This window comes from Sporosarcina sp. P29 (assembly GCF_002743265.1).
GTDB lineage: Bacteria > Bacillota > Bacilli > Bacillales_A > Planococcaceae > Sporosarcina.
In genome coordinates, this window is the sequence record NZ_PDYX01000002.1 from 169086 (window position 1) to 183382 (window position 14297).

Below are 14297 nucleotides of genomic sequence, written 5' to 3' on the forward strand. Positions count from 1 at the left end.
CCACCTCTTCATTTGATCTTATTATCCAAACCATTTTGGAAAGAAAATTATACAGCCGATGATCGCACTTGCTATGGCGAAAACGAAAACTGATCCGGCTGCAATATCTTTTGCTTTTTTAGCAAGCGGGTGAAATTCCGCTGTGACAAGATCCACAACGTATTCCACTGCTGTATTCATTAATTCGAGCGCGATCACACCTGCAATGACGATAAAAATAATCATCCATTCTATTTGGGAAAGACCGGTGAGCCAGCCTGCAATCAACACGATGATCGCTGATAAACCGTGAGACTTCATATTCCGACCTTGCCTAAAGCCGTCCTTAATACCTTCCCAAGCATTGATGAATGACTTCAAGAACATCTTCATAGACTCACTGCCGATCCAGACCGAATGCAGTTAAAATCTCTGTCTGTCTGCCGAACATCTCGCGTTCTTCTTCTTCATCGAGATGATCATATCCGAGTAAATGTAAGAAGCCGTGCAATGCAAGAAACCCGAGCTCTCGCTCAAATGAGTGGTTGTATTCAATAGCCTGACGTTTTGCAGTGTCAATGGAAATAACGATATCCCCTAGAACAATTGGCATATCGCTTTCATGAACAATCGCCACTTCTCCTTCAGATAATTCTTCTAGCGCAAATGAAATAACATCAGTTGGACGGTCTTTGCCTCTGTACTCAGCATTCACTGCTTGGATGGATTCATCATCCATAAACGTAATAGACAACTCATACAAACCTTCCATTTTCTCCATTATAGACGCATGAGTCAGCAAATCCTTGATCAATGTCTCCGAACTCGGTTCCACGATTTCAGTTTCATCTTCGAAATAAAAGTCTATCATAGTAGCTCTACTCCTTTACTTATCGGGATATTCGATACGATTATGGAAGATCCCATTTAACGTTTCATTAATTGCTTGTTTCACTAGTTTTATTTCTTTTAAGGACAAATCACATTCATCAAATTGATTGTCCTCTACTTTTCCACGTACAATCGCATTGACGAGTGTAGCAATTTTTCCAGGTGTCGGTTCTTTCATCGCACGCACAGCCGCTTCCACACTGTCTGCAATCATGATCACTGCATTTTCTTTCGTTTGCGGTTTCGGGCCAGGATAGCGGAAATCGTCTTCATTCACATCAGGATTCGTTTCTTTCGCTTTCAGATAAAAGAATCTGACGCTACTCGTTCCATGGTGTTGTCTAGCAATGGCTATTAGTTCTTTGGGCATACGGTGTTTCTCCAAAATTTTCGCTCCGTCTTCCGCGTGGGCTATAATCATATCACGACTTTTCTCGGGTGTCAGTGCATCATGCAGATTACGGCCATTATGTTGATTTTCAATAAAGAAACCTGGATGTATAGTCTTCCCGATATCATGATAATAACTACCGACACGCGCTAGTAATCCGTTGGCTCCGATTGTTTCACACGCCGCATCTGCTAGATTCGCAACCATAATGCTGTGATGATAAGTACCTGGTGTCTCCACTAATATTTTCTTTAGTAACGGATGATTAGGGTTCGAAAGTTCCACTAAACGCATATTGGAAAGTAAGTGAAAACTCGACTCGAAGAACGGCAATAATCCCATCGTCAAAGCTCCAGACAACAAGCCTGATGAGGTGGCCGCCACGGCATAGAAGATCAACTCTGGCGTTGTATAACTAGTCTGTGTCATTAATAAATAAAATATGATGAACATAATGTTCGATCCTGCAACGCCAAGACTCGTCTGCAGAATGGTTGAGCGTCTTCCATGTTCACTCAGTAAATAAACACTAACAATCCCACCGAATAAAATATACAGCGCTACTTCCATTTGCATGATGGCAGCCAAGCCTTCTTGCAACATGATGCCAGCTGTTGCAGAAGTAATAATCGTCGCCAGTACTGCTGATCGCTCATTGATCAATAACTTTATCAGCATCGGTACAAGAGCCGTCGGAAATAAAAATGCAATGAGGACATCAAACTCATGATCAATGTAGCTGACGATTTTCATTAATATGACAGCTAACAATAAAATGATATAGAAAATAACAAGTGCTTTCTTTTTGAACGTCTCATCTCTCTTGGACTTGCCGAAGTGTATAGCAATCAGACCGGATACGAACAAAATAAACAGAATAATGCCGAGCGTCGGTTTAAATGAAGATTGATTATTGAGGACCCCAGAAAGCTTCAGTTGATGATACACATCACGATCGATTAACTGTCCTTCACGCACGATGACTTGTCCTTGTAAAATACGGATTGCTTCAACTGAAGCTCGCGCATCCGTCTGATTTTTGACAGTCAATTCTTCATCGATTACTTCCGTTTCCACTACTGCCATTCGCCCGAGTGATAGTCCCACTTCAAGCAAATCTCTTGGCAATGTATTTGTTTCCCGAATTCTGCGCTCCACCTCATAGCGATGCATCGGCACCTGCTCAGCTTTAAACGGCTTCGACAATTCTCTTCCCACTACAAGCGTCAGTAATTCATGCAAATTATTCAGATCACCTTGTTCAGCCGAAAGTAACTGTTGAAGTTGATCATCTGTAACAGGTAAAAACGTCTGCTCTTTTTCAAGACCTTCCAACTTCTTTTGAAGTAACTTCATTTTATCACCCGAAGTCATGTCAGGATCTTCTTTCGCTTCGACTTTGACATCACTTACAGCAGTAAAGATTGAACTGAGGATAGCTTGGCGGTTTTTCATAATATCCTCTGAGAAACGATAAGAATTAGGTACCGCCTGTTCCGCCCGTACACGTTCAAGTTCAGTTTTCTCTATATCTTCTATTGTTTTAGGAGATCGTATGGTTTTCGGCGAAATTTCAAAAGCCGAAATTTCGTACGTTTCGTTTTGCGTACTACCATGCATCAGAAAAAACAATAGGATACTAGAAAGAGAGACGACAAGAAGCAAAAGAAATGTAAATTTCACTTTTCTTAGCTGTGAAAATAGTTCCTTTAAAGCTATCATGCAGTTGCCTCCTTTACAGCAAATGTTCTTCACATGATGGATTAACTATGTATATTCCTCATTCAAAAAAAAGCAGTCAATTAATTAGTTGACTGCTCTTTCTCATATGCATCAATGATCTTCGCTACTATCGGATGTCGGACTACATCACCTTGTTCCAAATACATGAATTGGATATCCTGTACGTTCTTCAAAATGTGTTCCGCAACATTTAGACCAGAATCCACACCGCGAGGTAAATCAATTTGCGTTTTATCACCTGTGATGACCATTTTCGATCCAAAACCGAGACGAGTCAGAAACATTTTCATCTGAGCTTTCGTTGTATTTTGAGCTTCATCCAAAATAACGAATGCATCATCAAGTGTTCTACCGCGCATATACGCAAGTGGTGCAATTTCGATGACGCCACGCTCCATAAGACGCTCTGTATGTTCGGCTCCTAGCACGTCGTGTAGCGCGTCGTAAAGAGGTCGAAGGTAAGGGTCAACTTTTTCTTTCAAGTCGCCTGGAAGGAACCCTAAGCTCTCTCCAGCTTCAACAGCAGGTCGAGTCAACACAATTCGCTTTACTGAACCTGTTTTCATTGCCTGCACCGCCATCACGACAGCGAGATACGTCTTTCCTGTACCGGCAGGTCCGATACAAAATACTAAATCTCTTGAACGAATTGCCTGGACGTATTCTCTTTGTCCGATTGTCTTGGCACGAATAACTTTCCCTTTTGTATTGCGTGCGATTTCCTCTTCGTATAAAGAAGAAAAATATTCAATCGTGCCGTTTTTCGCCATTTCAATCGCCGTTGCTACATCGCGTAAATTGATATTAATGCCTTTACGTATAACTTTCAGTAACTGCTCGAGCAAATTTTTCGCTACCTCTGCTTGTTCTTCTGCTCCACTGATCGAGATATTTTCTCCTCTAGTGTGGATTGAAACTTTCAATTCTTCTTCGATCAAATTCATGTTCTGATCGGAAATGCCAAGAAGCATTATCGCTTCGTTCGGTTCTTCAATATGAAGTTGAAGTAAATGTTCGCTCAATGTTTTCAGTCTCCTTGAGTTATAGGTCGTTTTTCAGCAATATTTTCATTAAGTAAAAATAGTATAGTCCCACTCACTTTATCATTAGTGAAGGATACATGTAAAATGTTTTCTTCTTTAATTATGCGCTCATTTGTTTTCTTTGACAATAAATCATACTTAATCAGTGGCAAGATGATCGTCTCTTCCATTCCTTTTTTCAAAAACACTTCCTGAATGTGATTTTCTTTCGTTCTATCCATAATAATAGGATTTCTAAAACCCATATTTTTTTTCTGGTTACCTATCCACGGCTTTTGCCAACTGATATGGAGATTTTCTTCTCCCTGAATCGAATAACTAATTGTCCGCGGTAATTCAAAATGACATTCTAACCAATAATCAGCAAATACTTCTCCATCCGCCCCTACCACTGTCGTTTTTTCACCTTGTTCAAGGATACCCGTTGCTAGCATATCACCTTTCTTTACCGTTTGATGAATAATACTCGCTCTTTCCCCTCTGGTTAATGCAAAGCGTGTGATCACTCCCCCAGTTTTCGCTACTAGATGAGATGGCTTCTCTTTCACTTCTTCCTCCACTTCGGTCGACAATGGCGCAAGCATCGGTGAAACTTTTAACGAAGTACCTGTCTTTGAGAACCGGATCCAGGAAAGAGAAGGTTCATCTTGCATAAGTAGCCGACGAATTTCATCCTCTTCCGGTAATTTGGATAATAAAGAGGGCGCAGTAATTTGTGCTTTCTGCATCTTTGTTTCCATTCGTTGCGTAATTTCTGGAATATCACTTTCCACTGTGATGTTCCACAGAAACAGCGAAGCCACTAGTGGAATGAAACAGACGATTAAAAATAACAAAGATGCGAATAGTCGATGCTGAACAGTGTCCATGCCTCTACGCCTGATTTGTACTTTCACACGGTATTTTCTTCTGTAACGGCGGATAACTTTAATTCCCTTTGTGTCTGTTTCAAAAAACATAGCACTTCCAGAGACATACAAGCTGCTGATCTTGACATGCTCTCTCTGTAATCTGCTTAGAAAAACAGAACCGTTACGAACATCTTTCACCTGTACTTCAAATCGTTTAGGACTCATAACTATTTCCATCTTCAGGCGTAAAACGCACCGTCACTTCCTGTAGTTCATCAATCGATATATGGGCGTGTTGTTCAGTCAGCATTAGAACCGTTACATCTTCTCCTTTAACAGTCATGACATAGTCATTCGTTTGAAAAGATACGGATTGTTCGCTTAATGCGAGCAAGCGATAGTTGCCAGTAATCCGCAATGAGTTGAATTCATCTAGAATAATGGATGGATGAAGTGCGAATAATTTTTTCATGAAAAAACCCCCTGTCTCATCCTATGAAAAGACAGGGGGCGGCATGATTACCGTTTTGATTTTGGTGGACCTAAAATTTCTGCATAGACAATCCCTTGCATGATTTGCTGAGGAGTTCTTGGAATCAAGTCTTCCTGCAAGATTTTTTCATCTTCTTGCAAAATGGACTGTTCCTCCCCACGAAGCCTGCCTCTGCCCATTTGGCGCTCCGGACGTGGCGTAGAAACGGGCTTAACCGGTTTCTTCGGCTCTGCATAGAAGACTTCAGACTGAGGCGCCTGTGCCTTGACAGGTTGTTCAGGTTCTTTCCCCTCTTGCTGGAGATCCTGGAATTCTTTTTGAATATCCTCAAAAAGATTTCTCGATAATTCCTTCAACGAACGCGGCTTCTCTACAGGCGCTGCATTCGTGCGCTGAGGTTCTCTTTGTTTCATTTCACTTTGAGTGGGTTGGGCAGGCCATTGCTGGCTGGGCGGACGTTTCGGTTGTTGTTTTTGCTGATTCTGTTGATCTTTATCTTTCTTCTTACCGAATAACGATCCCAGCGCCAACATGATACCCAAAATAATCAGTTGTTCCATTATGCATCCCCTTCCCGGGAATTCATCTTGTTATAGTTAGTCTTTTGTTTGTTGATCTGTTCCTGTTTTACTAATTGAATCACGCATGCTTGTATCGGCTTGGATATTTTTGTAGTTCATGTAATCCATGATGCCAATATTCCCAGAACGCAAAGCTTCTGCCATAGCCAAAGGTACTTCAGCTTCTGCTTCCACAACTTTCGAGCGCATTTCCTGAGTTTTCGCCTTCATCTCTTGCTCGCTTGCAACAGCCATAGCGCGACGTTCTTCCGCTTTAGCTTGTGCAATGTTTTTATCTGCCATTGCTTGTTCTGTCTGAAGTTCTGCACCGATGTTTTTACCGATATCAACATCAGCAATATCAATGGATAAAATTTCAAACGCCGTACCTGAGTCCAAACCTTTTTTCAAAACAGTTTGAGAAATCAAATCTGGGTTTTCCAATACTTTCGCGTGGCTGATTGAAGAACCGATTGTTGATACGATACCTTCACCAACACGAGCAACGACTGTCTCTTCACCCGCACCACCGACTAGACGGTCGATGTTTGCACGAACTGTAATACGAGCTTTTGCTTTTACTTCGATACCGTTCATCGCAACACCCGCGATAAATGGTGTTTCGATAACTTTCGGGTTAACGGACATTTGAACTGCTTCCAGTACGTCACGTCCTGCCAAGTCGATCGCTTGCGCTCTTTCAAACGGTAAATCAATGTTCGCACGTTGCGCGGCGATTAATGCGTTCACTACGCGGTCTACGTTACCACCAGCTAAGTAATGACTTTCCAACTGATTGATTGATACTGTCAAACCTGCTTTATGTGCTTTGATCAATGGGTTAACTACTCTACTCGGAATAACCCGACGTAAACGCATACCGATTAATGTGAAGATACTTACTCGAACGCCTGCCGCAATGGCGGAAATCCATAGCGTTACTGGAACGAATGTAAAGAATATCGCCAGTACGATGATGATAATAAAGACTGCTGCTACCAGCCCGATTGTTCCTAGTCCCATCATAAGCCTTGTTCCTCCTCTTTCTTCTCTCTTACTACGATTCTAAAACCTTCTACTGCTACAATCACTACTTTTTTACCACTTTCGATGTAACGACCTTCTGATACTACATCGATGCGTTCGCCATCTACTTCAGCGACGCCAGATGGATAAAGTGGAGTAATCGTTGTTGCCACCTTCTGCAATAACTCATTACGATTTTTGTTGGAAACGTAACCGCTTTCCGTATCCATCGTATCCATTAAAATGATTTTATTCAATAGATGAAGTTTTTTACCGAAGAATTTCATAATAACCACTGCTCCTATCAACGCTACGGCTATCGCAATTAGCACCGAAACTGCCATGAATGCCAAGTTTGTGCCTGCCAATAAAATACTTCCTATGATAGCCAAGACCCCGAAGATACCAGCTATCCCTCCTGCAACAAAGAATTCGGCAATAATAAGTGCTACACCGAGCAGGAATAATAACAATGTCTCATAACCTGCTAGACCTGCTACTGTGTGTCCGTAGAAGAATAAGAATAGAGCTGTAAGGCCCATGCTTCCCGGTACACCAAAGCCTGGTGAATATAATTCTACAATCAGTCCAAGACTTGCAACGGAAAGTAAAATCGGTACAACGACTGGGTTGGTAATGAATCGAGCCATTTTCTCTGTAAACGTTTCCGCTGTAGAGATGACTTGTGCATCTTCCAAGTCCAGCTTCTTCAGTAACTCGTCAAATGAAGCTACTGTCCCTTCACTGTACCCTACCTTTTCGGCTTCGTCAGCAGTGAGTGTCAGAAGTTCTCCTTTTTGTGCACGTAAGTCCGGCAGATCAATTTCTGGATTAGCCATCGCCAATGCATATTGCGGATCACGGCCATTGTGCTTTGCGGCATTTTTCATTTGTGCCAACCAGTAACTATTGGCTTTCGTCTCTGCTGCATTTCCAGATCCATCGATGACTTGTGCAGCTCCAATAGAACCGTTTGGTGTCATGTAGATTTCATCTGCATAAAGTGCAAGGAATGCCCCAGCAGATAGCGCACGATCATTGATGAATGCGACGATTTTGACATCGTCAGTTGTTTTCATCAGCTTTGCGATTTGATCAGCAGCGTCCACAAAGCCTCCAGGAGTGTCTATATCCAACACAATCGTCTCTGCGCCTTCAGCTTTAGCTTCTTTAAATGAACGCTGTAGGAAGGCATGCAGCCCCTTTTCTACTTCTTGATGAAGGGGTACTTGATATACTTTTGTTTCAGCTGCGTCTGAGTGTATAAAAGGCAATGCGATTGTACCGATGAATAAAATGAGCAGAAAAACGGACCTAATCATTTTAGACATTATGTTCTCACCTCTCTCTACTGCCTATTATACTTACTATTTACGTTTGAAGAAGCATTTGGTTTCATTTAATTGCAATTAAATAAAAGTTTTTCTTTCGTTGCGTCATGGCTTGTTAGTATATGGATTATATATGGACATTCATGAGCATAATTATTGAAGTTGTGTTGAAAGTTATGAAAGCCCGGAGGTGAATTAGTGTTTGTGAGGGGATGGAAGCTCCAGTTGGGGGACGCTTTCCCACGGGCCCGCGGGAAGAGCCGTAACGAAGAACGGCTTTAGCGAGTAAAAGCGAAACGTTAGGAGCACAGCTTAGCACTTCGCCGCCAGCTTACATCCTGCATATTGAGTAAAGATACTTAGAATATTCATTGGAGCCAGTGTGTGAATTATTTTTGTTCCTAAACTTATTCAAGTTCAAAATAGATGATAAACACAACTTTAATACACAACAAAAAGTATCATCCATTTACATTGCAAGGGATTGGCACGTAGGAGGGGCCACTCCAGAGGATCAGTTCGACAGGCGAGACCTCAGGATAAGCGTTCCACCCGAAATGCCAATCCCTCTTGGCCTTCGCCAACTACTTTTATAAATAGCTTAGTATATTCCAGACAATAAAATAAACCGAAAATCCAGTGAAGGATTTTCGGTTTATAAGAAATTACATTAGTAGGTAATATCAAAATTCAATGTAGGCAGAAATTAGAACTTGCGCTTACGTGCAGCTTCTGATTTCTTTTTACGTTTAACACTTGGCTTATCATAGAATTCACGCTTTCTACTCTCTTGTATTGTACCACTCTTGGATACAGTACGTTTGAAGCGGCGAAGAGCGTCTTCAAGTGATTCATTTTTGCGAACGACTGTCTTAGTCATATCTCTTGTCCCTCCCTCCAAACACACACTTCGAAACATAGCACTTTGCTATGTACTATAAAATTATAACGTATATATTCGGTTTGGTCAATAAAAACTATTAGAATATCATGATAAATTTTATGAATTACTTTTTAAAAAGTGATCAATAATCAGATGACGATGAGAGACCTTGCATAATTGCAACACCTGAACTCGCACCGATACGTGTTGCACCCGATTCAATCATGCGATCTACGTCTTCAGCACTGCGAACACCACCACTTGCCTTCACTCCAATTGCTGGACCTACTACCGCACGCATAAGCTTTACATCTTCCGCAGTAGCACCGCCAGTGGAGAATCCAGTCGATGTTTTGACGAAGTCCGCTCCTGCAAGTACCGCCAGTTCACATGCTGTACGTTTTTGAATATTATCGAGCAATGATGTTTCGATGATCACTTTTACTAAAGCTTGATCTTTTGCTGCTTCTACTACGGCTTCGATATCATTTTGCACTTGTTCAAGCAACCCACTTTGTAATGCGCCAATATTGATAACCATATCTAGTTCAGTTGCACCGTTCGCAATCGGATCTTTGGCCTCGAAAGCTTTAACTTCGGATGTACTTGCACCTAGAGGGAAGCCAATTACAGTGCATACTTTTACTTCCGTGCCTTGTAAAGCTTCTGCCGCTGTTTTAACCCAGATTGGATTAATACAGACTGAGGCGAAAGAATATTTTTTTGCCTCTTTACATAATTCGAGTACCTGCTGTTTAGTTGCTTCTGCCTTTAACAACGTATGATCAATATAAGCGGCATAGTTTGTAGTCAATGAAAGCGCTCCTTTTTACATATCGTTTTTTTCAGTATACCAAAGCCTGCATTTTGTTGCACGAAAAAGACCACCCATTATAGGTGGTCCATGTTATATCATGACTTTTTCTTCTGTCAGTACACGGACAGGTTGGCCTTCATTGTAAGGATAGCCCGCTTTAGTAATTTTCACTTTCACAATTTGACCGATCATCGTTTCATCTGCAGGTAAGACTACTTTTAAATAATTATCTGTATAGCCTACATAGAGATTTTGATCCGTATCTTGCTTAAAGCTTTCTTCAGGAATAACTTCGAGTACTTCGCCTTCAAATCGAGCAGCATAATTTTTTGCTAATTGATCGTTCAGCGTTAATAAACGGTGCACGCGTTCGTTTTTTACACTTTCGTCGACTTGGTCTTCCATTCGAGCAGCAGGTGTACCCGTTCTCTTCGAATAAGGGAATACATGGAGCTCAGAAAACTTATGGTCACGAATAAAGTTATACGTTTCCATGAATTCTTCTTCCGTTTCACCAGGGAAACCTACGATGACATCGGATGTGATAGCAAGATCAGGTAACGCTTCATTCAGACGAGTTAATCGATCAGAGAAGAATTCCATTGTGTATTTGCGACGCATCCGTTTGAGTACGGTATCTGAACCCGATTGAATGGGGATATGCAAATGGCGTACGACAATATTAGAGTCACGCAATACATCGATCACTTCATCTGTTAATTGGCTTGCTTCGATTGAACTAATACGGAGACGTTTCAATCCTTTTACTTGTTGTTCCAAGTCACGTAATAGACGAGCTAGGTTATAGCCTTTTAAATCTTCACCATAACCACCTGTATGAATACCTGTTAAGACGATTTCAAGATAGCCCGCGTCGACAAGTTGTTGTGCTTGATGAATAACTTCTTCGGGATCACGTGAGCGCATCAATCCTCTAGCCCACGGAATGATACAGAACGTACAGAAGTTATTACACCCTTCTTGTATTTTTAACGAAGCACGTGTGCGATCTGTAAATGACGGCACGTCAAGTTCTTCATAAACACGGTTTTTCATAATGTTGCGCACCGCATTAATCGGCTCGCGCTCTTCACGGAATTGTTCGATCAGCCCAAGCAATTTTGAACGATCTTGTGTGCCGACGACAATATCCACACCAGGAATCGCCATAATTTCTGCCGGTGATGTTTGTGCATAACAACCCGTTACACAGATTACTGCATCTGGATTTTTACGAATAGCACGACGGATTACTTGTCGGCTCTTTTTATCACCGGTGTTCGTTACGGTACATGTATTAATAACATAGACATCAGAATTCTTATCAAACTCTACTCTTTCATAGTCTGCTTCTTGAAACAATTGCCAAATAGCTTCTGTTTCATAATGATTCACTTTGCAGCCCAGTGTATGAAAAGCAACTGAAGACATAAGTTGTTCACTTCTTTCATTCAAATTCATAAGACATAGCGGACAATACATATAAAGGTGCTGTTTCCGTGCGCAGGATTCTAGGTCCTAACGACACTGGAAGGAAACCGGCCTCTTGAAGTAAAGCGGCTTCTTCGCGCGCTAATCCGCCTTCCGGTCCAAAAACAACTACTATTGATTGTCCATGATACACGTTTTTCAGACGGTCCGCAATCTTATGCGGAACATCACTTTTCGCATCTTCTTCATCCGCAAACAATTTGACATCAAAGGAATCTGTATACATGATCAGTTGCTTGACGCTTTGAACGGATAAAATCTCAGGCACTTGGTTACGATGACATTGTTCAGCAGCTTCCTTGGCAATCTTTTGCAAACGTTCTATGCGTTTATCACCTTTTTTAGCATCCCATTTTACGATCGATCGACTCGCAGCAAAAGGAATCAATCGAGTCATACCGAGTTCTGTACTTTTTTGGGTAATCAAATCGAGTTTATCACCTTTAGGCAATCCGCAGGCAATCGTAACAGAAATCGGTAGTTCATTATATTGGTCCAGTTGTTTCTGCTGTGAAACGGTAACGGAGTCTTCAGAAATGCTGTCGATCACCGCTACCGAAGCGACGCCATCATACACCGTCAGGATTTCCTGACCCGGCGTCATACGCATCACTTTGACAATATGCTTATAATCATCCCCGCTGATTGCTACTTCGTGCTGCTCATTAAATGGTTGATTTAGAAAATAACGTTGCATGATTATTCACTGCCCTTACGCGCAATGATCGCTACCCAATCTTCCATAAGAACCGTTTCCACAATTTCAAAACCTTGTGCCGTTAGGTCATTACGCACTTCTTCCCGTTTCGCTCCAATGATACCCGATGTAATGAAAAGGCCGCCTGGTTTAACGAGTTGATAAGCATCTTTTGAAAACGACATAATAACTTCCGCCAAGATATTCGCAATGATCATGTCAGGTGGTTCTTCAATCGAATCAAGAAGATTACCTTTCAAGACGGTGATGCGATCATCTGCGTGGTTATACGTGACATTTTCCTGTGCAGCGCGTACAGCTACTTCATCTAGATCAAGCGCGGTAATATGTTTGGCACCAAGTAAAGCAGCACCTATTGCTAGCACACCTGAACCTGTGCCTACATCAACGATCGTTTGACCAGGTTCTAGGTACTTCTCCAGCGCTTGTAAACAGAGGACCGTCGTAGGGTGTGTACCTGTACCGAAAGCCATTCCGGGATCTAATTCAATGATCAATTCATCAGATTCCACTGGCGTATACTCTTCCCATGTTGGAACAATGGTAAAACGCTTCGAGATTTTCACCGGATGGAAGTATTGTTTCCATGAGTTAGCCCAATCTTCCTCATCCACCTCTGTGATGCCTATAGTAAAGCGTCCTGGATTTAATGAAAATTGACGGAGGCCTTCAATTTCTAATTCGAGATTTTCAACTGTTTCGTTGATGAAACTATTGACAGGCAAGTAAGCTTTAATAATGACACCTTCACTTGGGAAGTCATCCTTATCTAATGCATATATTTCGCCATATTGGTCTACTCGTTCTTTACCAGGTTCTTCGGAGTCTTCAATAACGACTCCGCTAGCGCCTGCTTCATGCAAGATGTTCGCTACCGCCTCAGTTGCTTCATGTGTCGTGTGCACGGAAACTTCAGACCATTTCACAGTTCGTCAATCCTTTCATTCGCCTTTAAAAGTGCGTTTGATTTTATCGAAGAATGAGCTAGAATACTCATCTGGTGATTCTCCTTCAATTGATGCAAACTCACGCAGTAATTCCTTTTGTCGCTCCGTCATCTTTTTCGGTGTAGTCACTTTAACGATGACATGCTGATCGCCTGTTCCGTGACCATGTACGTTTGGAACCCCTTTGCCGCGAAGTCGGAAAGTTGTGCCGTTTTGTGTACCAGCTGGAATCTTCAACTTCACTTTTCCGTGCACCGTTTGGACTTCGAGTTCATCACCTAATGATGCTTGTGGGAACGTCAAGTTCAATTCCAAAATGATATCGTCTTCTTCACGAATGAAACGTTTATGTGGACGCACATTAAAGACGATGTACAAGTCTCCAGGAGGTCCTCCATTAATTCCCGCTTCACCTTGACCGCCTACTCGTAGACGTTGCCCTTGGTCTACTCCAGCCGGAATCGTAATTTTAATGACCTTGTTTTTCGTTACGCGACCTTTACCTCGACATGTATCACATTTTTCAGGAATAATTTTACCTGTCCCCTGACATGTAGGACAAGTTCTACGGTTCACTACTTGACCAAATGGCGTGTTTTGAGCGAAAGAAATCTCACCCGAACCATTACATTCCGTACATGTTTTGACGCTCGTGCCCTTTTTAGCACCTGAGCCGTCACATGTATCACATTCTTCTTCACGAGGAATATCGATTTCCGTTTCTTTTCCGAAAATAGCATCCATGAAGTCGACTGTCATTGTATATTGTAAGTCGTTCCCTTTTTGTGGGGCATTTGGATCTCTTCTTCTGCCACTACCACCGAAGAATGTGCTGAAAATATCCTCGAAACCGAAGCCATCAGCACCTCCTCCGCCACCAAAACCTCCGAAGCCTGCACCTGGTCCGTTATGACCGTATTGATCATATTCAGCTCTTTTGTTCTCATCGCTCAACACTTCAAATGCTTCTGTCACTTCTTTAAATTTTAATTCTGCATCGGCTTCTTTGTTCAAGTCCGGATGGAACTTCTTAGAAAGTGTACGGTATGCTTTGCGGATCTCTTCCTTCGTAGCGGACTTAGATACGCCTAGCACCTCATAGTAATCTCGTTTACTCATCATTGCACCCCTTA

The 14297-nt window shown here is 42.0% G+C and carries 15 protein-coding genes; all 15 read right to left on the reverse strand.

Features of this window, described 5'->3' with window-relative positions; translation table 11 throughout:
- Positions 1–21: 21 nt before the first annotated feature.
- The 15 genes from CSV68_RS02715 to dnaJ all read right to left on the reverse strand — a co-directional run bounded on the left by CSV68_RS02715 (position 22) and on the right by dnaJ (position 14283).
- Positions 22–372, reverse strand: a complete 351-nt coding sequence (locus tag CSV68_RS02715; RefSeq protein WP_099661404.1) for a diacylglycerol kinase family protein — start codon at positions 370–372, stop codon at positions 22–24.
- Between the two features lie 4 nt (positions 373–376).
- Positions 377–850 carry an rRNA maturation RNase YbeY gene (ybeY, locus tag CSV68_RS02720; RefSeq protein ID WP_099634162.1) on the reverse strand — a complete coding sequence of 158 codons (474 nt, stop codon included), beginning with the start codon at positions 848–850 and terminating at the stop codon, positions 377–379.
- Positions 851–865: 15 nt separating this feature from the next.
- Positions 866–2983, reverse strand: a complete 2118-nt coding sequence (locus CSV68_RS02725; protein WP_099661405.1) for an HD family phosphohydrolase — start codon at positions 2981–2983, stop codon at positions 866–868.
- A gap of 80 nt (positions 2984–3063) precedes the next feature.
- Positions 3064–4026: a PhoH family protein gene (locus tag CSV68_RS02730; RefSeq protein WP_199175001.1), complete on the reverse strand. Its 963-nt coding sequence runs from the start codon at positions 4024–4026 to the stop codon at positions 3064–3066.
- Positions 4027–4031: 5 nt separating this feature from the next.
- Positions 4032–5123 (reverse strand): sporulation protein YqfD, encoded by a 1092-nt coding sequence (locus CSV68_RS02735; RefSeq protein ID WP_158233481.1) that lies wholly within the window; start codon positions 5121–5123, stop codon positions 4032–4034.
- Positions 5113–5370 carry a YabP/YqfC family sporulation protein gene (locus tag CSV68_RS02740; RefSeq protein ID WP_099634165.1) on the reverse strand — a complete coding sequence of 86 codons (258 nt, stop codon included), beginning with the start codon at positions 5368–5370 and terminating at the stop codon, positions 5113–5115. Before CSV68_RS02740 ends, CSV68_RS02735 begins: the two co-directional genes overlap by 11 nt.
- Positions 5371–5417: 47 nt before the next feature.
- Positions 5418–5951 (reverse strand): hypothetical protein, encoded by a 534-nt coding sequence (locus tag CSV68_RS02745; protein WP_099634166.1) that lies wholly within the window; start codon positions 5949–5951, stop codon positions 5418–5420.
- Positions 5952–5987: 36 nt separating this feature from the next.
- Entirely contained in the window at positions 5988–6974 is a 987-nt protein-coding gene (gene floA / locus CSV68_RS02750; protein WP_099634227.1) for a flotillin-like protein FloA, read from the reverse strand.
- Positions 6974–8308, reverse strand: coding sequence for an NfeD family protein (locus tag CSV68_RS02755; RefSeq protein ID WP_099634167.1), 1335 nt, complete (start codon positions 8306–8308; stop codon positions 6974–6976). The genes floA and CSV68_RS02755 overlap by 1 nt, the downstream gene beginning before the upstream one ends.
- A 706-nt stretch (positions 8309–9014) precedes the next feature.
- The gene (rpsU, locus tag CSV68_RS02760; RefSeq protein WP_029054680.1) at positions 9015–9188 is read right to left on the reverse strand and encodes a 30S ribosomal protein S21; all 174 of its coding nucleotides are present in this window, start codon (positions 9186–9188) and stop codon (positions 9015–9017) included.
- Between the two features lie 145 nt (positions 9189–9333).
- Complete coding sequence (gene deoC, locus CSV68_RS02765) at positions 9334–10005, reverse strand: deoxyribose-phosphate aldolase (protein ID WP_099661407.1); 672 nt, start codon at positions 10003–10005, stop codon at positions 9334–9336.
- Between the two features lie 93 nt (positions 10006–10098).
- Positions 10099–11439 carry a tRNA (N(6)-L-threonylcarbamoyladenosine(37)-C(2))-methylthiotransferase MtaB gene (gene mtaB / locus CSV68_RS02770; protein ID WP_099634169.1) on the reverse strand — a complete coding sequence of 447 codons (1341 nt, stop codon included), beginning with the start codon at positions 11437–11439 and terminating at the stop codon, positions 10099–10101.
- A gap of 16 nt (positions 11440–11455) precedes the next feature.
- Positions 11456–12196, reverse strand: a complete 741-nt coding sequence (locus CSV68_RS02775; RefSeq protein ID WP_099661408.1) for a 16S rRNA (uracil(1498)-N(3))-methyltransferase — start codon at positions 12194–12196, stop codon at positions 11456–11458.
- Between the two features lie 2 nt (positions 12197–12198).
- The gene (prmA, locus tag CSV68_RS02780) at positions 12199–13143 is read right to left on the reverse strand and encodes a 50S ribosomal protein L11 methyltransferase (protein WP_099661409.1); all 945 of its coding nucleotides are present in this window, start codon (positions 13141–13143) and stop codon (positions 12199–12201) included.
- A 15-nt stretch (positions 13144–13158) separates the two neighbouring features.
- Positions 13159–14283, reverse strand: a complete 1125-nt coding sequence (gene dnaJ, locus CSV68_RS02785) for a molecular chaperone DnaJ (protein ID WP_099634172.1) — start codon at positions 14281–14283, stop codon at positions 13159–13161.
- Positions 14284–14297 lie beyond the last annotated feature (14 nt).